Raw genomic sequence first — 24,584 nt, 5'->3', positions numbered from 1 at the left:
CGGGAGCGCCCGCAGCGGACGGGTTCTCCACAGATCCCGCTTCGCTGAACCGCGGTGGCCGCGGCGCGAGCACCATGGGCCCATGAGCCAGCTCGACAAGCAGGACCCACGCGACCAGTTTCCCCGTCCGCCCTTCCCGGCCCAGACGCAGAAGGGATCCGGACTGGCGAGCGCGATGGACCCGGCACCGGACCACGGCGAGACGAGCTACCTCGGCACGGGCCGCATGCCCGGCTACCGCGTGCTCGTCACCGGGGCCGATTCGGGCATCGGACGGGCAGCGGCGATCGCGATGGCGAAGGAGGGCGCGGACGTCGCCCTGAACGCCCTGCCCGAGGAACGCGACGACCTCGAAGCCGTGCGGGACATCGTGGGCGACCTCGGACGGAAGGCCGTGCTGCTCCCCGGTGACCTGACCGACGAGGGGTTCTGCGACACACTCGTGCGGGACGCGGTCAGCGAGCTCGGGGGGCTCGACGCGCTGGTCCTCGTCGCCGGCCACCAGAAGGTGCACGACGACGTGACGGCGCAGTCGACCGAGGACTTCGACCGCACGATGAAGGTCAACCTGTACTCGCTGTTCTGGCTGGTGCGTGCGGCCGTTCCACACATGGCGCCCGGCAGTGCGATCGTCACGACGAGCTCGGTGTCCGCGTACCAACCGCAGGACCGGATGATCGACTACGCGGCGACGAAGGCCGCCATCATCACGTACACGAACGGGCTGGCGCGGCAGCTCGCGGCGAAGGGGATCCGGGCGAACACCGTCGTCCCGGGCCCGGTGTGGACGCCGCTGCAGCCGATCAGCTACCCGGGCGACGAGATCGCCGCCTACGGTCAGGACACGCCCTTCGGCCGACCTGCACAGCCGGTCGAGCTCGGCAGCGCGTACGTGTACCTGGCCGGCCCCGAGTCGTCGTACACGTCGGGGACGACCCTCACGGTGGCGGGGGCGACCGGGGTGGCGCTGTGAGTCCGACCTCGCGCAAGACCGTGGTCCTGGTGGGGGACCGCCGCATCGCCCTGACGAACACCGACAAGGTGCTCTACCCGGAGACCGGCACCACCAAGGGACGCGTGATCGAGTACTACGAGCGGGTCGCGCCGTGGATGATCCCGCACGTGAAGGACCGCCCCGTGACCCGGAAGCGCTGGGCGAACGGCGTCGACGGCAAGGTGTTCTTCGAGAAGAACCTGCCGGACTCCGCGCCCGACTGGGTGCGGCACCACACCATCCACCACGCCGAGCACGACAACGAGTACCCGATCGTCGACGACCTGCCGACCCTCGTGTGGATGGCGCAGCAGGCCGCGCTGGAGCTGCACGTGCCGCAGTGGCGGTTCGGCCCCCGCGGCGGGCAGCAGAACCCGGACCGGCTCGTCCTGGACCTCGACCCCGGTGACGGCGTCGGGCTGCCGGAGTGCGTCGAGGTCGCCCTCGCAGCGCGCGAGATCCTGCACGGCATGGGGCTCGACCCGTACCCGGTCACGTCCGGGTCGAAGGGCATCCACCTCTACGCCGCGCTCGACGGCGGGGCCTCCACCGCACACGTCTCCGAGGTGGCGCACGAACTCGCGAAGGCGCTCGAGCAGGACCTGCCGGACCTCGTGCTCTCCTCGATGAGCCGGGCGGAGCGGACGGGCAAGGTGTTCGTCGACTGGTCGCAGAACAACGGCAACAAGACGACGATCGCGCCGTACTCGCTGCGCGGCCGTGACCGGCCGACGGTCGCCGCGCCCCGCACCTGGAAGGAACTCACCGAACGCGGGCTCGCGCAGCTCACCCTGGACGAGGTCCTCGAACGCCTGGAGGAACGGGGCGACCACCTGCACCCGGTCGCCTCCGCCTCGTTGGCGGTCGGACGGGACGACCACGGTCACTGGGACAGCGACCGGACCCAGCAGGCGAACGACGCGGAGCAGCCCGCGCGCGACCGGCTCGCCGCGTACCGCGCCAAGCGCGACGCGTCGAAGACCCCGGAACCCGTGCCCGAGGACGCGCCGACGGTCCGCAAGGACGGCACCCCGACGTTCGTCATCCAGGAACACCACGCCACACGCGACCACTACGACTTCCGGCTCGAGCACGACGGGGTCCTGGTCAGCTGGGCGCTGCCGAAGGGTGAACCCACCGACCCGGGGAAGAACCACCTGGCGGTGCAGACCGAGGACCACCCGCTCGAGTACGGCGCGTTCGAGGGCACGATCCCGAAGGACGAGTACGGCGGCGGGACGGTCACGATCTGGGACGACGGCACGTACGAGCTCGAGAAGTGGCGCGAGGGCGAAGAGGTCATCGTCACCCTGCACGGCCGGACCGGGGGCGCTCGCCGACTGGCGCTGCTGCACACTCGCGGACGGGGTCGTGGGCGCGACGGCGACGAGAAGAACTGGCTCATCCACCGCACGAAGGACCAGCCGGACCGCCTGGCGGACGGCGGGGACGGGGCGGGGACGAGCCGCGCCTCCCGACCCGCACCCGCCGGCGGCGACCCGACCGCGCGCATCGACCGGACGGCCGCGTCGGACACCGCTCCGGCTGATCGCCGCACGATGCAGGCGACCCTCGCGAAGGGCGAGCCGACGCTGGACGAGTCGGACTGGGCGTTCGAGATGAAGTGGGACGGCATCCGCGCGCTCGCGACCGTCCGAGACGGTTCGGCGACACTCCGCAGCCGCAACGACAACGACCTGACGGTGCAGTACCCCGAGCTCCAGGAACTCGGCGACCGCGCCGGGGTGGACGGCGTGTTCGACGGCGAGATCGTGGCCCTCGACGATCGGGGGCGGCCCTCGTTCCAGCTGCTGCAGAACCGGATGGGACTGACGAAGTCGCGCGAGGTCGAGGCGGCGCGACGGGAGACACCGGTCCGGCTGTTGCTCTTCGACGTGCTCGAGGCGGACGGGCACGAGCTCACCCGCCTCGGGTACGACGCGCGTCGCCAGGCGCTCGAGACGGTGGTCGAACCGGGCGGTGCGATCGACGTCCCGCCCGCGTACCAGGGCGACCTCGCCCGGGCGATGGCGGACTCGGCGGAGCAGGGACTCGAAGGGGTCGTCGCGAAGAAGCGGACGTCGAAGTACGCCGAGGGTCGGCGATCCGAGGCGTGGCTCAAGCTGAAGCACCACGCCACGCAGGAGGTCGTGGTCGGCGGGTGGAAACCGGGGAGTGGTCGGCGTGCGGGTGGGGTCGGCTCGCTGCTCCTCGGCGTCCCCGGGCCGGACGGGCTCCAGTACGTCGGGAAGGTCGGCACCGGCTTCCGCGATCGCGACCTCGACGAGATCGGTGCGACGCTCGCCGCGCTCGAGCGGAAGACCTCGCCGTTCGTCGACGTCCCTCGGCCCGATGTCCGCGACGCGCACTGGGTGACGCCGAAACGCGTGGGCGAGGTCGAGTTCGCCGAGTGGACGTCGGACGGCCGGTTGCGACAGCCCTCGTGGCGCGGGTGGCGGGTGGACAAGGACCCCGGGGACGTCGTCCGGGAATCGTGAGCATGCATCCGCATGGGGTCAGCCCGGGGCGAACTTCCGTCCCCCGTTCCACCCTCGACCGGGGGACGAATCGGGGGCGATCCCCCGGGATTCCGGTGCGGGCTGTTACGTTCGCCGGGACGAAAGGGCGCGAGCATGAGCGCGAGCAAGTACCTGCCCCCGTTCACCGCGGAGGAACGAGTCACGATCGCAGGGGACCGATCGGCGCGCACACCCGTGGACCCGGGGGTCGCGGTGACGGAGTCCGAGGTGACCTACGCGGACTTCCTCGGTGACGAGGTCGACGAGTAGCACCCGGAGAACGACGACATACCCGGGGGCTTCGATGGGTGAAGACGGCCCGTGCGCCGGATCAGGGGACGCACGGGCCGCCGTCGGGGCGCCGTGACCGGTCGTTCAGGGATGACCGGTCACGACGCGCTTCGCACCAGGCACGCACCGCGCTCCTGGTAGACCCGTACGTAAGACGTGACGACGACCGCGATCGTCACGCGAGAACCGAAGAAAATCGACGAGGAGCCGACCCTGAGCGACGCTGACGCCCTGGCGTCCCTGTCGGACGCCTCCCTCGTCGCGCGCAGCGCCGACGGCGACACGGTCGCGTTCGGGGTGCTGATCCGCCGCTACGGCCCGCACATGCGCGCCTACGCCGCTCGGATCCTCGGACACGGCGACGGCGAGGCCGAGGACGCCGTGCAGGAAGCGGCGCTCCAGGCCTGGCAGCGCATCGACCGGGTGGACGACCCCGACCGTGTGCGGAACTGGCTGTTCCGGATCGCGGCGAACAAGGCGCTCGACCGCCTCCGTCGTCGGCATCCACACCTGGACCTCGAAGCGGTGGTCGACTCGGCCGACGACCGCCCTGTCGACGAGGTCGTCAGCACTCGGCTGCAGGTCCAGGAACTCGCGCGTATCGTGCAGGCACTCCCGGACGCGCACCGTGCCGTCTGGGTGATGCGGGAGATCGGTGGGGCGTCGTACGCCGAGATCGCCGAGGCGACGGGGATGCCGCAGGCGACGGTGCGCGGGGTGCTGGCGCGGGCACGACGTCGTGTCCTCGAGCAGATGGAGGGGTGGCGATGACCGACGACGAACGGTTCGGCGCGTTCACCCTCGAGGAACTCTCCGACTACCTGGACACCGACCGCACCCCGGCGCGGCCGGACATCGACGGCGACCCCGAGGCGGCCGCCGCGTTGGTGCGGCTCGAGTCGCTGCGGACGGCCTCGCGGGACCTGCTCGACGCCGAGGCCGCCGAGGCCGCCGGGGCCGACGCCGGTTGGATCGCCAGCGTGCTCGCGTCGGTGCGGACGACGGCGCACGCGGGGCGGGACATCCCCGTCCCGGACGACGACCCCGCGTCGACGCTCGTCGTGACCGAAGGCGCACTCCGCGGACTCGTGCGGGCTCTCGGCGACGAGGTACCCGGCGTGGTCGTCCGACGGACCAGGTTCACGGGCGACGTCGGGACGGCCGGCGGATCGGTCGACGTCGAGGTGTCGATCGCCGCGAGCGCCGACGGGCCGGTGCACCTCCGCGCCGAGGCACTCCGGTCGATCATCGAGGACGCGCTCGCGGCGCACGCGCCCTTCGTGGTGCGGTCCCTCGTGGTGCGGGTGGCGGACCTCATCGAGAGAGGACGACCGTGACCGACGACGTGCGCAGTGTCTCGCGCGGACTGACCGCGGTCGTGCTCGGGGTCCCCGGGGTCCGCTCGGTGCTGCCACCGGGGCCGAACCTCGCCACGCTCGTCCGCGACGTCCACTCGGTGCTCGACCTGCCCCGAGACGGTGGCGCGGTCCTCGTGCAGGACCGACGCGAGGGCGCCCGGATCCGCGTGGTCGTGACGACGGACCGGCGGGTCCCGACGCTCGGGCTCGTCCGGAACGTCCGCGACGCGGTGGTCGCCGAGGGGGCGGCGTTGCTGGGACGTCGACCATCGGACGTCACCGTGCGGGTCGTCGAGATCGACTGAGCGCCGGCGATGCGCCTGCCGGGGGAACTCAGGGAGCGGGCGCGGGACCGTCGGCGGGCTCGGCGTCGTCGGCGACCGGGAGGTCCTCGTCGATGAGGTCGTCCTCGTCCGGTTCGACCACCTCGGCCGCAGCCGCCTTCGCCTCGTCGATGGACTCCTGGGAGCGGCGGAGCAGGTCGTCGTCGTGTGCTGGCTGGTCGGTCATGCCGGTGACGCTACGCCGGAGCTCCTGAGTCGGCGTCGCGGCGACGGTCGCTCGGCGGGGGAGCAGCCGGCGGCTCGAAGTCCACCGCCGAGGTCGGCGCCGGGGTCGTCGGCATCGCGGGGACGGCGGGCGTCCCGAAGGCGTCGGCGGCGTCGAGCACCGCCCGGGTCGCCGCGGCAGCGGTCCGGAGGGCGTCCCCGATCGGCATCGCCCGGTGTGCTGCCGTCCGGACCTCGACGCCCCACGGCTCGTCGAACCCGAGGTCGCGCACGGTGCGGACGAACCCCGGGACGTCCCAGGCGCCGGCTCCGGGCAGGTGGCGAGCTTCGCGGGCCTCCTCGGCGAGGGTCATGCCCGCCGGGGTGTGGAGCAGGCCGTCGCTCAGCTCGACCGCGGCCAGCGACGCCGGCGCGACGCCCTCGCGGATGGAGGCGAGCGTGGACCCGCCGCGCAGTGCGTGCATCACGTCCACCAGGAGCCCGCCGTTCGGGTGACCGGCGGCGGTGACGAACCGGGACGCGCGCTCCACCGTCGGCAGGTTCGACCACGGCTCGGGCTCGAGGACGAGCTGCGCACCGACCTTCGCGGCCTGCCCGGCCAGTTCGTTCCAGTCGTCGACCATGGCGGACGGCGAGACGCCGGGCAGCGTGACGTCCGCACGCGCGACGACCTGCCAGGCGCTCAGGGTCGCGGCGGCCTCGAGCACCACACCGCGGTCGGCGTCCTGGTCGGTGGTGTGGTTCGCGCAGGTCCACCAGCGTTCGAGCGGTCCCAGCTGGACCCAGACGATCCCCGCACCGTCGAGCATGCGGCGGAGGGCGGCGAACCCGATCGTCGCCCGCACCTCGTGCAGGTCACCGAGCGACAGCGAGAGTCCGGCGAAGCCGGCAGCACCGACGGCGTCGATGCGCTCGCCGATCGGTTCGGTCCCGGCCCATGTCCAGGACGTCGCGAGCAGGTCGTGTTCCTGCACGGCGGCACCTCCGTTCTCCGGACACGCCGCCCCGCCCCGTCGCGGTCGGGTGTCCCCAGTGTGGCGACACCGCGCACCCCGCAGCGGCGTCGAGACATTGCTACTCGGTGGTGCTGCGAGCCCTCCCAGGCCGCCGACACACGGGGGAAACGCGTGGGGTCACACGATCACGGTCCGGACCGAGCCCACGCCGGCGATCGAGCCCTCGAGGAGGTCCCCGCGGGCGAGGACCCCGACACCGTCCGGGGTGCCGGTGAACAGGAGGTCGCCCGGCGCGAGGGACACGAACCGCGAGAGCTCCGCGATGGTCTCGGCGACGGACCAGATCTGGTCGGCGAGGTCCCCGGACTGTCGGAGCTCACCGCCCACCCGCAGCTCGATCGTGCCCGACGTCGGGTCGACGTCGGCGGCGGGGACGATCGCGCCGACCGGGGCCGAGGCATCGAAGCCCTTGGCGGTGTCCCACGGGCGGCCGAGCCGCTTCGCCTCGGCCTGCAGGTCGCGCCGCGTGAGGTCGATCCCGACGGCGTAGCCCCAGACGTGGTCGAGGGCCGTGTCGACCGGGATGTCCGTTCCGCCGCGACCGATCGCCACGACGAGCTCGACTTCGTGCTCGAGGCGCTCGGTGACGGACGGGTACGGGGTGTCCGCGTCGTCGGTCACCACCGCGCCCGCCGGCTTCGTGAAGAAGAACGGCGGCTCGCGGTCCGGGTCGTGGCCCATCTCGCGAGCGTGCGCGGCGTAGTTGCGGCCCACGCAGAACACCCGCCGGACGGGGAAGCGTCCGCCGGTCGTGGTGGGGACGGTCGGGAGGGTCGGGGCCGGGATGACGAGGTCGCTCACCCGTCCAGCGTGCCACCGGCAGCGCGGTGCTCGGTCAGCCCTCGCTGATCGAGGCCTCCCACCGGAGCTTCCGTGCTCGTGCCCGTTCCTGTCGTTCGCGCCACTCGATGCGCATCTCCGCGAGTCGTTCGAGGTCACCGGCCGCACGGACGAGCGGCCCGTAGTGCGGGTGCGCGAGGAGCTTGGGCGTGCGCCGCTCCATCCGGTCGAGCCGTGCCTTGAAGGACCGGTCATCCTCGTCGGAGATCATCGTCCTGTCGTTCCTTCCCAGATCGGCGCCGTCGCGCAGTCATCGTCTCGTGGTCGTCGAGCGCTCGTCGGACCCACTCGTCGTCATCGGTGACCCAGGGCCGGGACATGAGAGCGTCCGTCATCAGAGCCGCCGCATCCCGCTGCCGTTCGTCCTCTGAGACGGCACGTGCGACCACCCACGACCAACGCTGCCACCAGTGGTCCCGATGCCCCAAGAACTCTGTATTCCGCCGCGCCCGACGCCCCTCGACCACCGTCACCACCACGCTCGCGACCGCCACCAGGGCGCTGAGCAACGACACGCTCGCGCTCGTCCAGCCTGCATCCATGACGACCACCCTGACGCGACAGGACCGGCCACGCGCCGAGCGTGACCGGTCCTGTGGAACGTGATCCGCGCCTCCTGGATGTGGAGGAGTGCGCGGACGCGCGTCAGTTGCCGGGCGCAGCCCCCTCGGTCTCCCCCTCGCCCGGGTCGCCACCCGTGCCCTCCGATGCCGCCTCGTCCTGCGGCCACCCCGAGAACCGCCACGCACCGACGCTCGGGTGGTCCTCGCCCTTCGTGTACGCGTACTCGCGGGCCGCCGTGCGGGCCTCGGACAGCCGCGTGCGCAGCGCGTCGTGCGCCGACGCGTCCACCCGGGTCAGGGCGTCGTGCGCGAGCGCGAACCGGTCCATCTCGTTGCGCATGAGCATGTCGAACGGGGTCGTCGTCGTGCCCTGCTCGAGGAACCCGTGCACGTGCAGGTCGTCGTGCCCGTTCCGGCGGTAGGTCAGTTGGTGCACGAGGGACGGGTACCCGTGGAACGCGAAGACGGTCGGGGTGCCGGGCAGGAACAGTTCGTCGTAGCGCTCGTCGGGGACCGGGTGCTCGTGCTTCCGGGGGTCGCCGATGGACAGCAGGTCGACGACGTTCACGACACGGACGCCGACCTCGGGAGCGTGCTGGCGGATGATGTCCGCGGCGGCTACGGCCTCGACGGTGGGGACGTCACCGGCACAGGCGAGCACGACGTCGACGCGGCCGACGGTCTCCTCGGTGCCGGCCCAGTCCCAGACCCCGAGCCCCGCGGCGACGTGCTCGACCGCGTCGGGCAGCGACAGGAACACCGGCTCGGGGTGCTTGCCGGCGACGATCACCTCGATGCGGTCGGTCGTCTCCAGTGCGTGCGCGGCGACGGCCAGCAGGGTGTTCGCGTCGGCCGGCAGCTTGATGCGGACGAGGTCCTGCTGCTTCGACGCGACGACGTCGAGGAACCCCGGGTCCTGGTGCGAGAAGCCGTTGTGGTCCTGGCGCCAGACGTGCGACGACAGCAGGATCGACAGGTTCGAGACGGGTGCCCGCCAGTCGATGTCCGTCGAGGACTCGAGCCACTTCGCGTACTGGCCGACCATCGAGTCGATGATGTGCGCGAACGCCTCGTAGGTGTTGAGGACACCGTGGCGGCCGCTCAGCACGTAGCCCTCGAGCATCCCCTCGAGCAGGTGCTCGGACAGCACTTCGGTGACCCGACCGTGTGCGCCGAGGTGCTCGTCTCCGACGCCACGCTGGGCACGCCAGACGCGCGACGTCACGTCGAAGACCGCGTCGAGCTTGTTCGACACCGTCTCGTCCGGGCCGAAGAGCCGGAAGGACGAGGGGTTCCGCTGGATGAGTGCGGCGAGCCAGGGGCCGAGCGTGCCGGTGGCGCTCGCGTCCTCGCCCACGGGGACGCCGAACTCCTCGAGCCCGGGGCGGTCGAGTGCGGTGCGGAGCCGGCCGCCGTTCGCGTGCGGGGTCGCACTCATCCGCAGGTCGCCGGTGGGCCGGATGGTGGTGAGGATGCCGATCGGCTGGCCGTCGTCGTCGAACAGCTCCTCCGGGCGGTAGGACCGCATCCACTCCTCGAGCTGCCGGCGGTGGTCGTCGTCCTCGCGGACGGCGGGCAGGGGGACCTGGTGGGCGCGGAAGGTCCCCTCGACCTGCTGGCCGTCGACGACCTTCGGGCCGGTCCAGCCCTTGGGCGTGCGGAGGATGATCATCGGCCAGCGCGGTCGGAGGTCCGCAGCACCGGCCGGCTGCCCGGCGGCCGCTCGCTGCGCCTGGGCGCGGGCCGCGGCCTGGATGTCGTCGATCGTCGCGAGTGCACGCCGGAGCGCACCGTCGAACAGGGCGTGCACGGCGAACGGGTCGTCGTCGACGCGGGCGGAGTCGACCACGATCGGCTCGTACCCGAGCCCACGGAAGTAGGCGTGCAGGTCGTCGTGCGGGATGCGTGCGAGGACCGTCGGGTTCGCGATCTTCCACCCGTTCAGGTTGAGGATCGGCAGCACGGCGCCGTCCGACACCGGGTCGAGGAACGTGTGCGCCTGCCAGGACCCGGCGAGCGGCCCGGTCTCGGCCTCACCGTCGCCGACGACGCAGGCGACGACGAGGTCCGGGTTGTCGAGTGCCGCTCCGTACGCGTGGGCGAGGGAGTAGCCGAGCTCGCCGCCCTCGTTGATCGACCCCGGGGTCTCGGGCGCCGCGTGCGAGGGGATCCCACCGGGGAAGGAGAACTGCCGGAAGAACTGCCGCAGCCCGTCCGGGTCCGGCGTGATGTCCGGGTAGAGCTCGCCCCACGTGCCGTCGAGCAGCGCGTTCGCGTTCATGGCGGGACCGCCGTGACCGGGCCCGCAGATGTACAGGAGCTGCCGGTCCGTCTCGGCGATGAGCGCGTTGCAGTGCGCGTAGACGAGGTTGAGCGCCGGCGAGGTGCCCCAGTGTCCGAGCAGCCGGGGCTTCACGTCGTCCGGCGTGATCGAGCGGTCGAGCAGCGGGTTGTCGAGCAGGTAGATCTGCCCGACGGTGAGGTAGTTCGCGGCGCGCCACCAGGCGTCGATCGCGCGGATCCGGTCGGTGCTCGAGGGGGATGCGGGGGCCATGCCCCCACGGTACGGAGGCGGTCGCGGGGGAATCCCAGAAAAACTTCCAAACCGTTCGGCAGGGGGTGCCGAATGCATGTCACAAGGGCAAACGCCCAGGGCGCTCTCCGGTCACGAACGGCCGGGCCACAGCAAGCACACAGCACGGCGCGTGCACAGGAGCACGTCGCCACCGGCCGGAGCCCCCGAGACAGCAAAGGACCCAACCCATGCGCAAGTCCCTGAAGACCTCCATCACGCTCGCGACGACGGGTGCGCTCGTGCTGGGTGGTGCCGCGTTCGGCATCACCTCGGCGCAGGCCTCGACCCCGTCGGTGCACACCGTGTCGTCGTCCTCGTCGAAGATCCCCGGCCCCGTCGCGTCGGTGCCCGAGGTCCTCGGTGGCGACACCGCCGTGAAGCTCGACTCCGGCTTCACCGACGCCCTGACCGCGCTGAAGCTGACCCCGGGTGTCTCCGGTGACGCCAAGCTCGCCGACGGGTCCGTGTCGTTCCCGATCACGTCCGGTTCGGTCACGTACTGGTCGCCGGACGGTGACTACCGTCCGTACGTGCAGGGTCTGCTGAACCACGACGACTCGGGTCTGACCCTCACCGCCGGTGAGACGACGGTCACGCTGGAGAACTTCGTCGTGAACCCGGGCTCGTCCAAGCTCTACGGTGACGTGCTGGTCAACGGCAAGGTCGCGGTGAACAACGCGTACCTGTTCTCGCTGCACGGTGGCACGCTCAAGCCGCTGCAGCTCGAGGGTGACAACGCGATCCTGACCGGCACCACGGTGCACGTCTCGGGTGACGCCGCGAAGCTGCTCAACAGCACCTTCAAGACCGACGCCGTGAAGTCCGGCCTCCTCGTCGGCACCGCCACCATCACCGCCAAGATCAAGTAACGCTTCCACGCCAGGGACGACCGCAGCACTGCGCCACGAGCGCGGTGCTGCGGTCGTTCCCGTGTCCGGGGGGCGGTCCAGGAGGCGCGGGTCACCTCACCGACGTCGGCGCCACCACCGCCGGGGTCGGTCCGCCTCGGCAGCGGCCCGGTCCGCGGCCGCCTGCGCCTCGGTCGCCAGTCGCTCCTGCCGACGCGCTCGCCAGCCGGCGACCTCGGTCTCGACGTCTCGGAGCGGGGTCACCACCGGCGGCCCACCGAGGAGCTGCCGGCGGGCCTCCTTCACGCGGGCGTTGAAGTCGTCGAGCACGTCACGGACGTCGGCCTCGGCGGAGAGGGCGTCGAGGTGCTCGTCGAGCTCGGCGTCCTCCTTCCGCAGCGCCAGGGCGGGCGGGGCGATCCCGGTGATCTCCTCGCGCTCGATCTTCGCCTTGATCCACCAGTCGGGGTCGTGGCGTCCGTCGTTCCCCGGGAGCCGCTTGCCGTGGTACGGGTTGCCCTCGAAGACACCCCGACGCTCGGCCTCCTCGATCTGGGCCCGAGCGTGCGCCGCGACGTCGGCGGCCTGCAGGAGCCGACGCTCCTCGCGCACCTCGTCGGGGTCGAGGGAGCCGCGTTCGATCTCGCTGTCCACGAGCTGCTGGTACCGGTAGCGGGCGGCCCGTCGCAACCGGTCCATGCGTGCATCGACGCCGTTCATGACCCCTCCATGATCACTCCCCGGAGCGCTCCTCGCCAGCGACCTCCTCGATCGTGAGCGCTGCCTGGATGAGCGCCAGGTGCGACAGCCCCTGCGGGATGTTGCCCATGAACGTGCCGTCCTCGCTGATCATCTCGCTGAACATGCCGACGTCGTTCGCCTGCTCCACCATCTCGTCCATGAGGTCGCGGGCGTCGTCGACCCGTCCGACACAGGCCATCGCGGCCGCGAGCCAGAACGAGCACGCCACGAACGGCGACTCCTCGGACTCCATGCCCGAGTACCGGTACACGAGCGGGCCGTGCTGCAGCTGCTCCTCGATCGCCCGGATGGTCGACTCCATGCGGGGACCCCGGTCGAAGGCGCTCATCGCGTGCAGCAGGATCGACGTGTCGAGCTTGTCGGAGCCCGGGTACATCACGTAGTGCCCGCGTTCCTCGTCCCACCCGTGCTCGGCGACCCACTGCTCGATGAGCTCGCGGTTCTCGATCCACTTGTCGCGCGGCCCGTCGATCATCCCGGCCTCGTGCAGCTCGGCCGCGGCGTCGAGCGCCTGCCAGCAGCCGATCTTGCTCGAGACGTAGTGCTGCGTGTCCTGGAGTTCCCACATGCCCGAGTCCGGCTCCTCCCACCGGTGGCAGGCGTCGTCGGCGAGCTCCTGCAGGACGGCGGCGGTCTTCCGGTCGAGGACGTTGCCGGCGCGGACGTACTGGCGCAGGATCTCGAAGACGTCGCCCCACACCCCGAGCTGCAGCTGGTCGCCGGCGCGGTTCCCGATGGTCACGGGGCCGATGCCGTTCCAACCGGGGACGTCGCGCTCCTCGACGCCGTCGCTCTTCGAGCCGTCGAGCTCGTAGAAGATCGGCATGTCCTCGTCGTGCTCGGCGATCGTGCGCATCACCCAGGACACCGCGGCGTGGGTCTCCTCGCGCAGCCCGAAGCGGGTCAGCGCGTGCACCGTGTACGACAGGTCGCGTACCCAGGCGAACCGGTAGTCCCAGTTCTTGCCGCCGGTGCGGTCCTCGGGAAGGCTCGTCGTCGGAGCCGCTGCGATCGCGCCGGTCGGCGAGAAGATGAGCAGCTTGAGGGCGAGGGCGCTCCGCTGCACCGGCTCGGCCCACGGCCCGTCGTACGAGAACTCCTCCGACCAGGTCGCCCAGTTGTCGATCGTCCGGTCCATCGCCTGGAGCGCGCTCTCCGGCCGGGGCATGAAGATCGGCTCGTCGTGGGTCCCGACGATGGTCAGGATGTGCTTCGAGCCCTCGGCCGTGGTGAAGCGGCCGGAGAACCGGGGCCCGTCGTCGTGCACGGGCTCGAAGCCCTGCTCGACGATGGCGATCGTGATGCCGTCGATGCCGATCACGGCGCCGTTCGCGGTGTCGAGGCGTCTTGGCTCGGCCGTGTTGAGCAGGGTCCCCGGCACCACCGCCCACTCCATCTCGACCGTGCCGTCGACACCCTGCACGCACCGGGCGACCTCGGCCCAGGGCAGGCGTCCCGCGACGCCGGTCACCATCGCGTCGGTCACGGTCACGGAGCCCGACTCCGTGGTCCAGGTGGTGACGAGCACGTTCGTGCCCGGCAGGTACTCGCGCGCGACCTCGGCGTCGGCATCGACCGGCCGGAGGGCGATGTGTCCGCCGTGCTCGGCGTCGAGGATGCTCGCGAAGACCGGCGGCGAGTCCATCGAGGGGATGGGCAGCCAGTCGATCCGGCCGTCCCGTGCGACGAGCGCCACCGTCCGACCATCGCCGATCGCGCCGTAGGACCGGAGCGGTGCGTAGCCGTCGGTGCGCTCCTCGTCGTCGATCACGTCAGGGGTGTCTCGGGTCCGCTCGGTCATGCTCCCAGCCTGCCCGCGCTCTGGGCCCGACCATCAGGCGGGCGTACCCCGCTGTGGAGGACGCCCGCCGTTCCTCCAGGCTGTGGAGGAGCCGTCAGCGGGCGCCGCCGCCCGTCGAGGCGACCAGGTGGTCGAGCAACGTCCGTCGCCACGGGACGGACGACCAGCCGTGGTCGGCGCCCTCCACCGCGGTGAACGTCGCCCCGGGGAGCACCTCGCCGTAGCGCTGCCCGTACCGGACGGGGACGATCTGGTCCGCGGTGCCGTGCAGGACCTCGGCGGGACCGGTGTAGCGGTCGATCGTCGCGTACACGTCGAGGCCGGCCGTCACCTCGTCGATGAACGCCGTGCCGAGGGCCATGCCGCCGAAGTCGAACCAGCCCTGTTCCCGTGCGCGGGCGAGCGGCTGGCCCTGGATCCGGTCGTGCCGTGCGATGTCGTCCACGACGACACCGGCCGGTGACCACAGGGTCAGCGTCGCGACGAGTTCCGGCACGCGTGCGGCCGCCATGGCGGACTCCACCGCCCCGAGGCTGTGCGCCACGACATGCACCGGCCCGGCCGCGTCCGCCGCGAGCGTGCGGATCATCGCGACGACCTGGTCGACCTCGTCGCCGATGGTGATGTCGGCGAAGTCGCCGTCGCTCGTCCCGTGCCCGAGCCGGCTGTACGACCGGACCGCGGAGCCGTGCTCGGCCAGGGTGCGCGCGGTCTGCACGAACAGCTGCTGTCCGCCGGTGTCCGTGCTGCCGAAGCCGTGCACGAGCAGGGCCGCGGAGCCGTTCCGCGCGACGGTGCCGAACTGCCAGCCGCGGAGGGTGCGACCGCCGTGCCCGAGCGTCACCGGGGCGAACGTGCGCATCAGTTGGACCGGTCGGCGAAGCCTGCGGGCAGGTCGCCGGGCGCGGTGTCGACGACGGTCTCGTCGTCCTCGCCGACGTGCTCGAACAGGGTGATGTGCGCGAACTCGGGCACGACGTAGATCGGGTAGGTGGGCCCCTGGTCGCGGTACTCGCGCATGCGGTCGAGGTGGTCGTTCTGGAACAGCACCGTCTTGCTGCCGTCCTCCTCGACCCAGTGCGGGAAGAAGATCGTGCCGTGCAGGACCCGCTCACCGGGGGCCACCGTGACGACGACGCTGGTGCCGGTCGGTTCGTTCCAGGACACCTTGTAGACGCCGGTGGTGAGCGCGACGAGGTCGACCTGCTGGTCCTTCACCCATCGTCCGCCGACCATGCCGGAGTGGATGCGGTAGTCGATCGTCGTCGCGTTCTTGACGTACATCTCGTACTGCCACCCGTTGGCGTACGTGTAGATGAAGCGGTGCCCGACGATGCCGGAGAGGTCCTGTTCGGGGACGGGGTGTTCGACGCTGGTGGTGATGTCCATCCATCGAGTTTGCTCTCGAACTGCGTTTGTTGCAAGCGCTTTTCCGGTGACTACCCTGGGAACGTGGACGAGCGACCGGACGACCCCGACCTGGCCCGGGTGGCGCGACGGTTGAGCGCGGAGATCGGTCCGTTCCGCCGGACCCTGCTCGCCACGGCCCGCCGCTCGGTCGCGCTGCCCGACATCCCCGACGCGCAGATCGAGGTGCTCCGGCGACTCGGCGAGGACGGCTGGTCGAGTCCCACCGCACTCGGCCGTTCGCTCGGGCTCGCGCGCTCGACGGTGAGCAACCTCGTCCAGGCGATGGAGCGGGACGGCCTGGTCGAGCGTCGTCTCGCGCGTGGTGACGGGCGGAGTACCGAGGTCGGGTTGACCGGCCTCGCCGAACGCCGCCTCGCGGACTACGACGCATCCGCCGAGCGGGTCCTCGTCGACGCGATGGACACGCTCTCCGAGGACGACCGGCGAGCGCTCGTGGCGGCCGTGCCGGCACTCGAGTGCCTGCGAGCACGACTCGACGAGCGCGGGGGCGCCTGACCCCTCGGCCACCGGGCCCAGCGCATCCCGGGCGTGTCGCGCTTGTGCACCCCGGGCGTGTCGCACTACTGTCGTCCTCCTGCCCATCGGCAGGACCGCCCGTCCCGGGCACCACCGGAAGGACCGCGCGTGCGCACCGTGCAGCACCACGAACAGCGAGTCGAGCTCCAGCTCGACACGCTCCTCGTGCTGCCCGAACAGCGCAACCCGCAGCAGTCCGACCGCTATCCCGCGTAGGCACGCGACGTCACCCGACGCCCCGTGCCCACCCGGCCCGGGGCGTCCTCTCCACGACGCTGCCCTCCGAACGCCACGCCTCGTGGTGCCGGACGGCAGCAGGACCCCGCTCCGGACCGTCACCGAAGACCGTCACGAAAGCGAGACGAAGCAATGGAGAAGATCACCGACCGGCTGCTGAGCTGGGCCTCGATGCTCGAGGACAACACCGAGCAGCAGGCCCGCACGACCGCTCGCATGCCGTTCGTGTTCCCGCACCTGGCCCTCATGCCGGACGCCCACCTGGGCCTCGGCGCCACCGTCGGGTCGGTCATCCCGACCCTCGGCGCGGTGATGCCGGCAGCCGTCGGCGTGGACATCGGCTGCGGCATGATCGCGGTCCGGACCCAGTTCACCGAGGCCGACCTGCCCGACGACCTGCAGGAGCTGCGCGAGCAGATCGAGCGGGCGATCCCGCTGTCGGCCGGTGCGTCGAACCGGAAGATCGTCGCCACGGCCGAGCCCCGGATCGCGGAGCTCGAGACGATGGCCGAGGGTGCCGGGTTCGACCCCGCAGGGGCACACGGCGGCTGGCGCAACCAGCTCGGCACGCTCGGGTCCGGCAACCACTTCATCGAGGTGTCGCTCGACGAGGCGGACCGCGTCTGGCTGTTCCTGCACTCCGGGTCGCGGGGCGTCGGCAACAAGATCGCCCAGCGGCACATCGCGGTCGCCAAGAAGGCCATGCAGCGCTGGTGGATCGAGCTGCCCGACCCCGACCTGGCGTACCTGGTCGAGGGGACCCCGGAGTTCGACCGGTACATCGCCGAGCTGCGGTGGGCGCAGCACTTCGCGCTCCTCAACCGCGAGGAGATGATGGACCGCGTCGTGCGGCAGCTGTCCGAGGTCGTCGGCACGCCGGTCGACGAGCGGGAGCGGATCAACTGCCACCACAACTTCACACAGCGCGAGACGCACTGGGGGAAGTCGGTGTGGGTGTCCCGGAAGGGTGCGATCCAGGCGAGGGCGGGGCAGCCCGGTCTGATCCCGGGGTCGATGGGCACCGCGTCGTACGTCGTCGAGGGCCTCGGCAACAAGCCGTCGCTCGAGTCGTCGCCGCACGGTGCCGGTCGGCTGTTCTCGCGGAGCGCCGCCCGGCGGACGTTCACGCACGACCAGCTGCGCGAGGCGATGGTCGGCATCGAGTACCGCGACACGGACGCGTTCCTCGACGAGATCCCGGCGGCGTACAAGCCGATCGACCAGGTCATGGCCGACGCCTCGGAGCTCGTGTCGATCCGGCACACGCTGCGGCAGGTCGTCAACGTGAAGGGCGACTGACGTCGCCGCCACGCAGGGACGGGAGGCGCGGTGCGGGCCCGCACCGCGCCTCCCGTCTGCCAGACGGCCGGGTGTCACCGCCCCTGCCGGACAGGGCCCGTTCCGTCGGGCACGCTCGATGGCGTGAGTGAACAGGCGGAACAGGCGGCCCGGAAGACCGGTCGTGGAGCGAAGCGCGTGGCCGACAGCCGGTGGTTCGAGCTGACGGCGCGCGCCGGGTTCGTCGGCAGCGGCATCGTGCACCTGCTGATCGGCTACCTGGCGATCCTGCTCGGTGTCGGCAACGCGTCCTCGGGCAGTGAGACCGACCAGTCGGGTGCGCTGCAGCAGCTCGCCGCGGTCCCCGGCGGGGTCGTCCTCCTGTGGATCGTGGCCGTCGGCTGCGCGGCGCTGACGCTCCGGCTCGTGGTCGAGGCCGTGGTCGGCGGGCGGACGGACAGCGCCCGTGCCTGGGGCAACCGGGTGAAGAACGTCGGCAAGGCCGTGGTCTACGGGCTCATCGCGTACTCGGCAGCGTCCTACGCGGTCGGAGCAGGCACGAGTTCGAGCGGGTCGTCGCGGAGCGCTGCGGCGAAGGCCCTCGCGACCCCCGGCGGCGTGTTCCTCCTGCTGCTCGTCGCCGCGGTCGCCGTCGCGATCGGCGTCGGCCTCGTGGTGATCGGCTGCCGGCGCTCGTTCTGGAAGCAGTTGGTGCGCCCGCGGCAGCCCCTCGACCGTGTCGTCACCGTGCTCGGCGTCGTGGGGTACGTGCTGAAGGGGATCGCCGTGGTGGTCGTCGGCGTGCTCATCGCGGTCGCGGGCTTCCGGAGCGACCCCGACCAGGCGACCGGGCTCGACGGTGCGTTCGACGCGCTGCGCTCGATGCCGGGCGGGGTGTTCGTGCTCGTCGCGATCGGCATCGGGTTCCTCGCGTTCGGCGTCTTCAGCTTCTTCCGCGCCCGCTACGCCCGCCTCTGACACGGACACGGTGGACGCGCGCGGAGGCGGCACCGGTAGACCGGTGTCATGAGCAGCAGCGCGACGACCGGACCCGTGACCGTCTTCTCCGACGCCGGAGCCGTCCTCGCGGAGAGCATCGTGTGGGACCCCGGGACGAACGAGCTGCGGTGGGTCGACATCACGCTCGGCACCCTCACCACCGCGGACGCCCACGGCACGACCACGTCCACCGTGCAGCTGCCGCCCCCGCTGGCGAGCTTCCAGCCCCGCGCGGGCGGTGGGTTCGTCGCGGCCCTCGGCGACTCCGTCGTCGTGACGGACGCCCAGGGCGTCGTCGAGCGTGAGATCGCCCGGGTCGAGCACGCCACGGCCGGCCTCCGGTTCAACGAGGGCAAGTGCGACCCGTTCGGCCGGTTCCTCGTGGGCAGCATGAACCTCACCACGGGGGAGCCTGACGGTGCCCTGTACTCGATCGAGCCGGACGGCACCACGAGACTCCTCCGCGGCGGCTTCGGCGTGACGAACGGCATCGAGTGGTCGGAGGACGGCACGGTCATGTACGTCACGGACACGAGCGCGTCGACGATCTACCGCGGGTCGTACGGCCCCGACGGGGAGCTCGGCGAGCTGGAGCCGTTCGTCGTCGGGTCCGCCCACGACGGACTCGTCCGCGACGACGAGGGCTGCTCGTGGAGCGCGGTCTACGGCGGCGGTCGGGTCGAGCGGTACGGTCCGGACGGGTCGCACCTCGAGACCGTCGAGCTCCCGGTGCCGAACGTGACGTCGGTGGCGTTCGGCGGCCCGGACATGTCGACGTTGTTCGTCGCGTCGGCGCGGGAGAACCTCACCGAGGAGCAGCTCGTCGCGCACCCGCACTCCGGTGCCGTCCTCGCGGTGCCGACGCGGGTGCACGGGTTCCCCGCGAACACCTTCAGCGGCTGACGGGGCGCCGACGGCGGGATCGGCGGCGCCGCGGGTATCCTGGGCGATCGCCCGAACCGAGGAGCGACGCCCGACCCGAGGAGACCGAAGTGGACGACGAGCACACGGACGCGACACCGGACCCCGCGAAGCGACTGGGCGAGGCCGAGAACGCCGACGTCACGGTCGAGGTCGACCGGGTCGCGGTCGACGGCACGTACGTGCGCGTCAGCTCCGTCGGTGAACCCGGCGACCGTGCCTTCCTGCTCGTCGCGGGGCTCGGCATCGCCGCCACGTACTACGAGCGGCTCGCCCCGCACCTCAACGAGAACGGCCCCGTGCACGCCCTCGACCTGCCCGGGTTCGCCGGTGTCCCGCGCTTCCGCGGGAAGGTCTCGATCGAGCGGTACGCCGACGCGGTCGAGAAGGTCATCGACGACCTCCGACTCGTCGACCCGGTGCTCGTCGGTCACTCGATGGGCACCCAGGTCGTGACCGAGGTGGCAGCGCGTCGTCCGGACATCTCCGACCTGGTGCTCATCAGCCCGGTCGTCGACTCGCACGCGCGCACGGTCCGGCAGTCGGCGTTCCGGTTCCTCCGGTCCACGCTGCACGAGCCGGCGGCCGTCCGCTGGCACGGCATCACGGCGTACGCCCTGTGCGGCTGGCACTGGTTCTCGAAGGTGCTGCCGCGGATGATCGCCTTCCCGATCGAGGAGCGCGCCGCCCACGTGCAGGCACGGACGCTCATCGTGCGCGGGGAGCACGACGCGATGGTCCCGCGGGACTGGGTGCGTCGGCTCGCCCGGGTGTTCCCGTACGCGGTGCTGCGTGAGGTCGTCGACGGCGCGCACTCGGTGATGCACGCACAGGCAGACGCGGTTGCGCGGCTCGCGGTGGACCACGTCGCCGGCCGGCTCCCCGACCGCGGCGTGTCCTCGCTGCAGCGCGTCCGCGACGACTCGACGGCGTCGGACCTGTCGCGGCTCGGCCCGCGCGAGGCCTGGATGCTCGTCAAGTCGCGCTTCGTCGAACTGCTCGGCATGGCGAAGAACGACGACGAGACGCTCGAGGCGGCGAAGTCCGCGCACGCGGTCGCCATGGCGGACGGCGACGACCTGCCGGTCGACCCGGCGGATCGCCGCGAGATCGTCGACGAGGTGGCTCCGGAGACCCGCAAAGCGGGCTGATCCCGCGGATCGGCCCGCGGACGGACGCGACCGACTGGAGGCGCGGTGCCGGTCTCGTGGACCGGCACCGCGCCTCCAGGGTGGACGCGACGCTACGGCGTGATGCGCCCGATCAGCATGTCCGGCGTGAGCGCGTGGGCCTCGGCGAGGACCTTGCGGGCCTCGTCGGTCTTGTCCCAGACGTTCCAGAGCAGGACGCCGCGCACGAGGTCGTCGTCGTCGAGGTAGTAGACGACACCGGTGACGGTCGGTTCCTGCCAGTCCTCGACCGTGCGCAGCTTCGTGGTGACCTGCCCGACGGCCTCGTACCCCATGTCGAAGACGTCGGAGTAGAACATCGGCGTGTGGTCGTAGGTCTCGTCGGCGTCGGCGAGGTTGCGCCCCGCCTGCCGGCCCTGCTGCTGCGCGTTGTCGACGTGCTCGACCCGGCGCGTGCCGAGGATCCGGTCGGGGTACTCGGCGACGTCGCCGGCGGCGAACACCGAGTCGTCGTCGGTGAGGAGCGTCGAGGAGACGACGATGCCGTCCCGGACGGTGAGCCCGGCGTCGGCGGCGAGCCGGGTCGCCGGTTCGATGCCGAGTCCGACCACGACCGCGTCGGCGGACACCTCGGACCCGTCGTCGAGGGTCAGCGTGACGCCACCCTCGTGCTCGGACCCGTGGTCCACCCGGCGCCCGAGCCGGAGCTCCACGCCGTGGTCGACGAAGCGCTGCTGGAACGCCCGGGCGAGGTCCTCCGGGAACATCCGGCCGCCGACGACCTCGTCCGGGTCGACGAGCGTCACCCGGGCGCCGTTCTGCACGACGCCGGCTGCGATCTCGGTGCCGATGTACCCGCCACCGACGACGGCAACGTGGGCCCCGGCGTCGGCGAGCTCACGGAGGCGTCGGTAGTCGGTGGCGCTCCGGTAGTCGAGCACCCGGTCGGACGGCGACAGCCCGGGGAGCCCGCGGGGCTTGCCGCCGGTCGCGAGGAGCAGTCGCTCGTAGCCGTGGGTGTGCCCGTCCGAGGTCGTGACGGTCTTCGCCGCGCGGTCGATCGCCGTCACCGCGGTGCCGAGCACGAACGTCGCGCCGGTCTCCTCGGTGTGCAGGTCGACCTTCTCGTCCCAGCTGAAGTCCGGGTCGGTCCACAGCTTCTTCGAGAGCGCCGGCCGGGCGTACGGCCGGTCGACGTCCTCGCTGATGATGCCGATCGAGCCGTCGGCATCGAGTTCGCGGACACCGCGGGCAGCGGCGTCGGCGACCATCCCGCCGCCGACGACGAGGTAGCGGAAGTCGGTCATGGCGTCTCCTAGATCGTTGCGACCGAGCCGGAGTCGACCCGGTAGTTCGAGCCGTTCACGAAGCTGGCGAGGTCGGAGCAGAGGAACGCGATGACGTTCGCGACCTCCTCCGGCTCGCCGCGACGTTGCAGCTCCATGTACGGGCGCTCGTCGTCGAGGAACGACGCGATCGCCTCGTCGAAGGTCTGGCCGGTCTCCTCAGCGCGCTTCTTCATCATCGCGTCGGTCATCGGCGTGTGGATGAACGCCGGCGACACGGTGTTCACGAGCAGGCCCTCCTTCGCGTAGGTGCGGGAGAGGCCCTTCGCGAAGGACAGCACCCCGGCCTTGGCCGCGCAGTAGGGGAGCTCGTCGTCGTACGGCTGCGACGCGTCCTCGGACACGAGGTAGACGATGCGACCCCAGCCGCCCTGGCGCAGGTCGCCGATGAACTCACGCGTGATCCGCACCGGCCCCATCAGGTCGACGTCGATGGTGTCGAGCCATCCCTGTTCGTCGATCTCGTGGAACAGGCCCTGGGCGCCCGTGACGCCGGAGGACTGCACGAGGACGTCTATCTCGCCGACGGCGTCGCGCACCCTGGTGTGCAGGTCGGCCAGGCTCGCGGCGCTCGTGACGTCCGCGGCGAAGGCGTGCAGCCTGCCGTACGGCGCCTCGAGCTGGTCGGCGCTGTTGTCGAGCTGCGACTGGTCGAGGTCCGACACGACCACGGTCGCACCCTCCGCGAGGAGGATGCGAGCCGTGTTCCAGCCGATGCCGGAGTCCGCGCCGAAGACCAGGGCGGTCTTGCCCTGGATCCCGAGGTCCACCTGGTGGCCGCTACGCGTGCGCCGAGGCGTCCGCGACCGCGGGCGTGGTGGCCGAGGCGAGCGGCGTGCTCGGTGCGCGGTTCTCGGCCGAGACCATCCACGCGAGCTGCTCGAGGCGCTCGATGAAGCCGTGCAGCAGGTCGGCCGTCGTCGGGTCTTCCTCGTCGACCTCGTCGTGGACGTCGCGCATGGTGCCGGTCGCCTGGTAGAGGCGGAGCGTCACCTGGTCGATGGCGTCGTGCGTGGTGATCTCGCCCTCGGGGAACTGGTCGAGGTGGCTCGACGCCGCGACGGTGCTCGAGCGGCCGTCCGGGACCGCGTACAGGGCGCGCATGCGCTCGGCGGTGTCGTCGGCGAACTCACGTGCGGCGTCGACGATCTCGTCGAGCTGGAGGTGGAGGTCCCGGAAGTTGGTCCCGAGGATGTTCCAGTGGGCCTGCTTGCCCTGCAGGTGCAGGTCGATGAGGTCCACGAGGACCGCCTGGAGGTTCTTGGCGAGCTTGTCCGATGCGTGCATGATCGGTTCCTTCCGCGTTGGTGACCGGTACCAGACCGGTCTACGCGGTGCGGCAGGACGTCCGCTCAGAGGACGCGTCCCCCGTGGTCCGATCAGTGCGTGACGGCGGGGTCGACCTGGTCGACGGCGGAGCGCATCTGCTCGAGGAACACGGCGACGACGCGGGCGTCCTCGGGGGAGAGCCCCTCGGCGATGCCCATCATCCGACGGTGCATGATGCCGAGGGTCGCGCGGACCTCTTCGTCGGTCTCGGTGGTCGGGGTGATCACGAGCGCGCGGCGGTCGGTCGGGTGCGGGTCGCGGCGGACGTGGTTCGACTTCACGAGGCGGTCGATGAGGATCGTGGTCGAGGCCGACGAGATCTTGAGGTACGCCGCCAGGTCCTTCGGCTTCACGGTGCGCCCGGCGCGCTGCGCCTGCAGCAGGAAGCGCACCGCGAGCAGGTCGGTCTCGCCCATGCCCATCGAGTCGCGGGTGCGTCGACGCATCGCGGTCTCGGCGGCGCGGTAGCGGCGGAGGGCGTTCAGGACGGTGACGCCCCGCTGGGTCGCGTCGTCATCGGGGAACCAGTACCCGGACGCTTCCGTGATCTCCTGCGTGGACATGGCGTTCAGGGTAGCCCGTCTCGTTGCTAGAGCGTCTAGGGATCTCACGGGATGCGGTCTCCCGCACCCGTGGACGGACGGGAGGCGCGGTGCGGGCCCGCACCGCGCCTCCCGTCCGTCGTCACGCGCGTGACGTCGTCAGGCTGCGGCCTGCTCCTCGGTCGCCTCGGCGAGCGCGGTGAGGGCGCCCTGGACGAGCGTGGTGACCTCGGCGTCCTCGCGCGGGTGGGTCTCGGCGAACCGGACCACCGACTGCGGGATGGCGACCTTGACGTCCTCGAGGACCTTCGCGCCGGCGATCCCGGCGACCTTGCGGGCGTCGTCGTGCGCCCAGACGCCGCCGAACTGGCCGAAGGCCGAGCCGATGACGGCGAGCGGCTTGCCGGACAGCGGCGAGGCGCCGAACGGACGCGAACCCCAGTCCAGTGCGTTCTTCAGGACGGCCGGGATGGTGCCGTTGTACTCGGGGGTGACGAGCAGGACGGCGTCGGCGGCGGCGATGGCGTCGCGGAAGGCGACGGCCGAGGCGGGCGGGGTGTCGCCGTCGATGTCCTCGTTGTAGAAGGGCAGGTCGACGATGCCGTCGAAGGTCGACAGCTCGATGCCCTCCGGGGCGTGGTGCGCAGCCGCCTCGGCGAGCTTGCGGTTGATGGACTCGGCGCGGAGGCTGCCGACGAGGGCGAGGACGTTCGTCATCGGGGATCCTTACTGGTTCTGTGACGGAAAGGTGTCATCGACAACCAATGCGTGCGCGTGGA

The 24,584-nt window shown here is 71.6% G+C and carries 26 protein-coding genes; 12 read left to right on the top strand and 14 right to left on the bottom strand.

Going from position 1 to position 24,584, the window contains the following annotated elements; translation table 11 throughout:
• Positions 1-82 precede the first annotated feature (82 nt).
• The 6 genes from ACIPKM_RS16240 (at position 83) to ACIPKM_RS16215 (ending at position 5,467) form a co-directional block, all read left to right on the top strand.
• On the top strand, positions 83-973 hold the full coding sequence (locus tag ACIPKM_RS16240; protein ID WP_071296589.1) for an SDR family oxidoreductase: 891 nt from the start codon (positions 83-85) through the stop codon (positions 971-973).
• Entirely contained in the window at positions 970-3,492 is a 2,523-nt protein-coding gene (locus tag ACIPKM_RS16235) for an ATP-dependent DNA ligase (protein ID WP_402737117.1), read from the top strand. Before ACIPKM_RS16240 ends, ACIPKM_RS16235 begins: the two co-directional genes overlap by 4 nt.
• A gap of 135 nt (positions 3,493-3,627) precedes the next feature.
• A complete protein-coding gene (locus ACIPKM_RS16230) occupies positions 3,628-3,783 on the top strand; it encodes a hypothetical protein (protein WP_175473746.1) in 156 nt (51 codons plus the stop codon).
• 177 nt (positions 3,784-3,960) lie between these two features.
• Positions 3,961-4,575 (top strand): RNA polymerase sigma factor, encoded by a 615-nt coding sequence (locus ACIPKM_RS16225; protein ID WP_229086513.1) that lies wholly within the window; start codon positions 3,961-3,963, stop codon positions 4,573-4,575.
• On the top strand, positions 4,572-5,141 hold the full coding sequence (locus ACIPKM_RS16220) for a hypothetical protein (RefSeq protein ID WP_402737116.1): 570 nt from the start codon (positions 4,572-4,574) through the stop codon (positions 5,139-5,141). Before ACIPKM_RS16225 ends, ACIPKM_RS16220 begins: the two co-directional genes overlap by 4 nt.
• Positions 5,138-5,467: a hypothetical protein gene (locus ACIPKM_RS16215; protein WP_071303363.1), complete on the top strand. Its 330-nt coding sequence runs from the start codon at positions 5,138-5,140 to the stop codon at positions 5,465-5,467. Before ACIPKM_RS16220 ends, ACIPKM_RS16215 begins: the two co-directional genes overlap by 4 nt.
• Before the next feature lie 28 nt (positions 5,468-5,495).
• On the opposite strand, the gene ACIPKM_RS16210 is transcribed toward ACIPKM_RS16215, so the two are convergent.
• From ACIPKM_RS16210 to ACIPKM_RS16190, 5 genes are all read right to left on the bottom strand, one after another.
• The gene (locus tag ACIPKM_RS16210) at positions 5,496-5,672 is read right to left on the bottom strand and encodes a hypothetical protein (RefSeq protein ID WP_156794789.1); all 177 of its coding nucleotides are present in this window, start codon (positions 5,670-5,672) and stop codon (positions 5,496-5,498) included.
• Between the two features lie 10 nt (positions 5,673-5,682).
• The gene (locus ACIPKM_RS16205) at positions 5,683-6,645 is read right to left on the bottom strand and encodes a sugar phosphate isomerase/epimerase (protein WP_071303364.1); all 963 of its coding nucleotides are present in this window, start codon (positions 6,643-6,645) and stop codon (positions 5,683-5,685) included.
• Positions 6,646-6,804: 159 nt separating this feature from the next.
• Positions 6,805-7,488 (bottom strand): fumarylacetoacetate hydrolase family protein, encoded by a 684-nt coding sequence (locus ACIPKM_RS16200; protein ID WP_071303365.1) that lies wholly within the window; start codon positions 7,486-7,488, stop codon positions 6,805-6,807.
• Positions 7,489-7,522: 34 nt separating this feature from the next.
• Positions 7,523-7,738, bottom strand: coding sequence for a hypothetical protein (locus ACIPKM_RS16195; RefSeq protein ID WP_071303366.1), 216 nt, complete (start codon positions 7,736-7,738; stop codon positions 7,523-7,525).
• Positions 7,739-8,172: 434 nt separating this feature from the next.
• Positions 8,173-10,644, bottom strand: a complete 2,472-nt coding sequence (locus ACIPKM_RS16190) for a phosphoketolase (RefSeq protein WP_402716276.1) — start codon at positions 10,642-10,644, stop codon at positions 8,173-8,175.
• A 209-nt stretch (positions 10,645-10,853) separates the two neighbouring features.
• Between ACIPKM_RS16190 and ACIPKM_RS16185 the strand changes: the two genes are divergently transcribed.
• Positions 10,854-11,534, top strand: coding sequence for a hypothetical protein (locus tag ACIPKM_RS16185; RefSeq protein WP_070417182.1), 681 nt, complete (start codon positions 10,854-10,856; stop codon positions 11,532-11,534).
• Between the two features lie 96 nt (positions 11,535-11,630).
• Here ACIPKM_RS16185 and ACIPKM_RS16180 read toward each other — a convergent pair whose 3' ends face one another.
• The 4 genes from ACIPKM_RS16180 to ACIPKM_RS16165 all read right to left on the bottom strand — a co-directional run bounded on the left by ACIPKM_RS16180 (position 11,631) and on the right by ACIPKM_RS16165 (position 15,465).
• Positions 11,631-12,233 carry a DUF1992 domain-containing protein gene (locus ACIPKM_RS16180; protein WP_402737115.1) on the bottom strand — a complete coding sequence of 201 codons (603 nt, stop codon included), beginning with the start codon at positions 12,231-12,233 and terminating at the stop codon, positions 11,631-11,633.
• A 13-nt stretch (positions 12,234-12,246) separates the two neighbouring features.
• A complete protein-coding gene (locus ACIPKM_RS16175) occupies positions 12,247-14,076 on the bottom strand; it encodes a glycoside hydrolase family 15 protein (protein ID WP_402737114.1) in 1,830 nt (609 codons plus the stop codon).
• A gap of 94 nt (positions 14,077-14,170) precedes the next feature.
• Entirely contained in the window at positions 14,171-14,938 is a 768-nt protein-coding gene (locus tag ACIPKM_RS16170; protein WP_402737113.1) for an alpha/beta hydrolase, read from the bottom strand.
• On the bottom strand, positions 14,938-15,465 hold the full coding sequence (locus ACIPKM_RS16165; protein ID WP_402737112.1) for a phenolic acid decarboxylase: 528 nt from the start codon (positions 15,463-15,465) through the stop codon (positions 14,938-14,940). The genes ACIPKM_RS16170 and ACIPKM_RS16165 overlap by 1 nt, the downstream gene beginning before the upstream one ends.
• Before the next feature lie 63 nt (positions 15,466-15,528).
• On the opposite strand from ACIPKM_RS16165, the gene ACIPKM_RS16160 reads away from it, so the two are divergent.
• The 5 genes from ACIPKM_RS16160 (at position 15,529) to ACIPKM_RS16140 (ending at position 20,609) form a co-directional block, all read left to right on the top strand.
• Positions 15,529-16,002: a MarR family winged helix-turn-helix transcriptional regulator gene (locus ACIPKM_RS16160; protein ID WP_402737111.1), complete on the top strand. Its 474-nt coding sequence runs from the start codon at positions 15,529-15,531 to the stop codon at positions 16,000-16,002.
• Between the two features lie 390 nt (positions 16,003-16,392).
• The gene (locus tag ACIPKM_RS16155) at positions 16,393-17,559 is read left to right on the top strand and encodes an RtcB family protein (protein WP_092384826.1); all 1,167 of its coding nucleotides are present in this window, start codon (positions 16,393-16,395) and stop codon (positions 17,557-17,559) included.
• A gap of 123 nt (positions 17,560-17,682) precedes the next feature.
• Positions 17,683-18,516: a DUF1206 domain-containing protein gene (locus ACIPKM_RS16150; RefSeq protein ID WP_402737110.1), complete on the top strand. Its 834-nt coding sequence runs from the start codon at positions 17,683-17,685 to the stop codon at positions 18,514-18,516.
• Between the two features lie 48 nt (positions 18,517-18,564).
• Positions 18,565-19,440, top strand: coding sequence for an SMP-30/gluconolactonase/LRE family protein (locus ACIPKM_RS16145; protein ID WP_092384822.1), 876 nt, complete (start codon positions 18,565-18,567; stop codon positions 19,438-19,440).
• Between the two features lie 89 nt (positions 19,441-19,529).
• Positions 19,530-20,609, top strand: coding sequence for an alpha/beta fold hydrolase (locus ACIPKM_RS16140; RefSeq protein WP_336696961.1), 1,080 nt, complete (start codon positions 19,530-19,532; stop codon positions 20,607-20,609).
• Between the two features lie 92 nt (positions 20,610-20,701).
• Here ACIPKM_RS16140 and ACIPKM_RS16135 read toward each other — a convergent pair whose 3' ends face one another.
• The 5 genes from ACIPKM_RS16135 to ACIPKM_RS16115 all read right to left on the bottom strand — a co-directional run bounded on the left by ACIPKM_RS16135 (position 20,702) and on the right by ACIPKM_RS16115 (position 24,522).
• Positions 20,702-21,895: an NAD(P)/FAD-dependent oxidoreductase gene (locus tag ACIPKM_RS16135; RefSeq protein WP_402737109.1), complete on the bottom strand. Its 1,194-nt coding sequence runs from the start codon at positions 21,893-21,895 to the stop codon at positions 20,702-20,704.
• An 8-nt stretch (positions 21,896-21,903) separates the two neighbouring features.
• Positions 21,904-22,704 carry an SDR family NAD(P)-dependent oxidoreductase gene (locus ACIPKM_RS16130; protein ID WP_402737108.1) on the bottom strand — a complete coding sequence of 267 codons (801 nt, stop codon included), beginning with the start codon at positions 22,702-22,704 and terminating at the stop codon, positions 21,904-21,906.
• A 10-nt stretch (positions 22,705-22,714) separates the two neighbouring features.
• Positions 22,715-23,221 carry a Dps family protein gene (locus ACIPKM_RS16125; RefSeq protein WP_070417172.1) on the bottom strand — a complete coding sequence of 169 codons (507 nt, stop codon included), beginning with the start codon at positions 23,219-23,221 and terminating at the stop codon, positions 22,715-22,717.
• A 92-nt stretch (positions 23,222-23,313) separates the two neighbouring features.
• Positions 23,314-23,826: a MarR family winged helix-turn-helix transcriptional regulator gene (locus ACIPKM_RS16120; protein ID WP_070417171.1), complete on the bottom strand. Its 513-nt coding sequence runs from the start codon at positions 23,824-23,826 to the stop codon at positions 23,314-23,316.
• 138 nt (positions 23,827-23,964) lie between these two features.
• Positions 23,965-24,522, bottom strand: coding sequence for an NAD(P)H-dependent oxidoreductase (locus tag ACIPKM_RS16115; RefSeq protein ID WP_309888339.1), 558 nt, complete (start codon positions 24,520-24,522; stop codon positions 23,965-23,967).
• Between the last annotated feature and the right edge of the window lie 62 nt (positions 24,523-24,584).

It is taken from the genome of Curtobacterium sp. NPDC086286, from assembly GCF_044746255.1.
In the GTDB taxonomy this organism is placed as follows: Bacteria; Actinomycetota; Actinomycetes; order Actinomycetales; family Microbacteriaceae; genus Curtobacterium.
This window is presented reverse-complemented; position numbering and strand designations above follow the sequence as displayed.

Coding starts and splice junctions, on each gene's coding strand:
- ACIPKM_RS16120 (WP_070417171.1), bottom strand. CDS start 23,826: ATGTCCACGCAGGAGATCACGGAAGCGTCCGGGTACTGGTTCCCCGAT.
- ACIPKM_RS16175 (WP_402737114.1), bottom strand. CDS start 14,076: ATGACCGAGCGGACCCGAGACACCCCTGACGTGATCGACGACGAGGAG.
- ACIPKM_RS16115 (WP_309888339.1), bottom strand. CDS start 24,522: ATGACGAACGTCCTCGCCCTCGTCGGCAGCCTCCGCGCCGAGTCCATC.
- ACIPKM_RS16170 (WP_402737113.1), bottom strand. CDS start 14,938: ATGCGCACGTTCGCCCCGGTGACGCTCGGGCACGGCGGTCGCACCCTC.
- ACIPKM_RS16125 (WP_070417172.1), bottom strand. CDS start 23,221: ATGCACGCATCGGACAAGCTCGCCAAGAACCTCCAGGCGGTCCTCGTG.
- ACIPKM_RS16145 (WP_092384822.1), top strand. CDS start 18,565: ATGAGCAGCAGCGCGACGACCGGACCCGTGACCGTCTTCTCCGACGCC.
- ACIPKM_RS16210 (WP_156794789.1), bottom strand. CDS start 5,672: ATGACCGACCAGCCAGCACACGACGACGACCTGCTCCGCCGCTCCCAG.
- ACIPKM_RS16240 (WP_071296589.1), top strand. CDS start 83: ATGAGCCAGCTCGACAAGCAGGACCCACGCGACCAGTTTCCCCGTCCG.
- ACIPKM_RS16180 (WP_402737115.1), bottom strand. CDS start 12,233: ATGAACGGCGTCGATGCACGCATGGACCGGTTGCGACGGGCCGCCCGC.
- ACIPKM_RS16195 (WP_071303366.1), bottom strand. CDS start 7,738: ATGATCTCCGACGAGGATGACCGGTCCTTCAAGGCACGGCTCGACCGG.
- ACIPKM_RS16220 (WP_402737116.1), top strand. CDS start 4,572: ATGACCGACGACGAACGGTTCGGCGCGTTCACCCTCGAGGAACTCTCC.
- ACIPKM_RS16155 (WP_092384826.1), top strand. CDS start 16,393: ATGGAGAAGATCACCGACCGGCTGCTGAGCTGGGCCTCGATGCTCGAG.
- ACIPKM_RS16230 (WP_175473746.1), top strand. CDS start 3,628: ATGAGCGCGAGCAAGTACCTGCCCCCGTTCACCGCGGAGGAACGAGTC.
- ACIPKM_RS16165 (WP_402737112.1), bottom strand. CDS start 15,465: ATGGACATCACCACCAGCGTCGAACACCCCGTCCCCGAACAGGACCTC.
- ACIPKM_RS16135 (WP_402737109.1), bottom strand. CDS start 21,895: ATGACCGACTTCCGCTACCTCGTCGTCGGCGGCGGGATGGTCGCCGAC.
- ACIPKM_RS16190 (WP_402716276.1), bottom strand. CDS start 10,644: ATGGCCCCCGCATCCCCCTCGAGCACCGACCGGATCCGCGCGATCGAC.
- ACIPKM_RS16185 (WP_070417182.1), top strand. CDS start 10,854: ATGCGCAAGTCCCTGAAGACCTCCATCACGCTCGCGACGACGGGTGCG.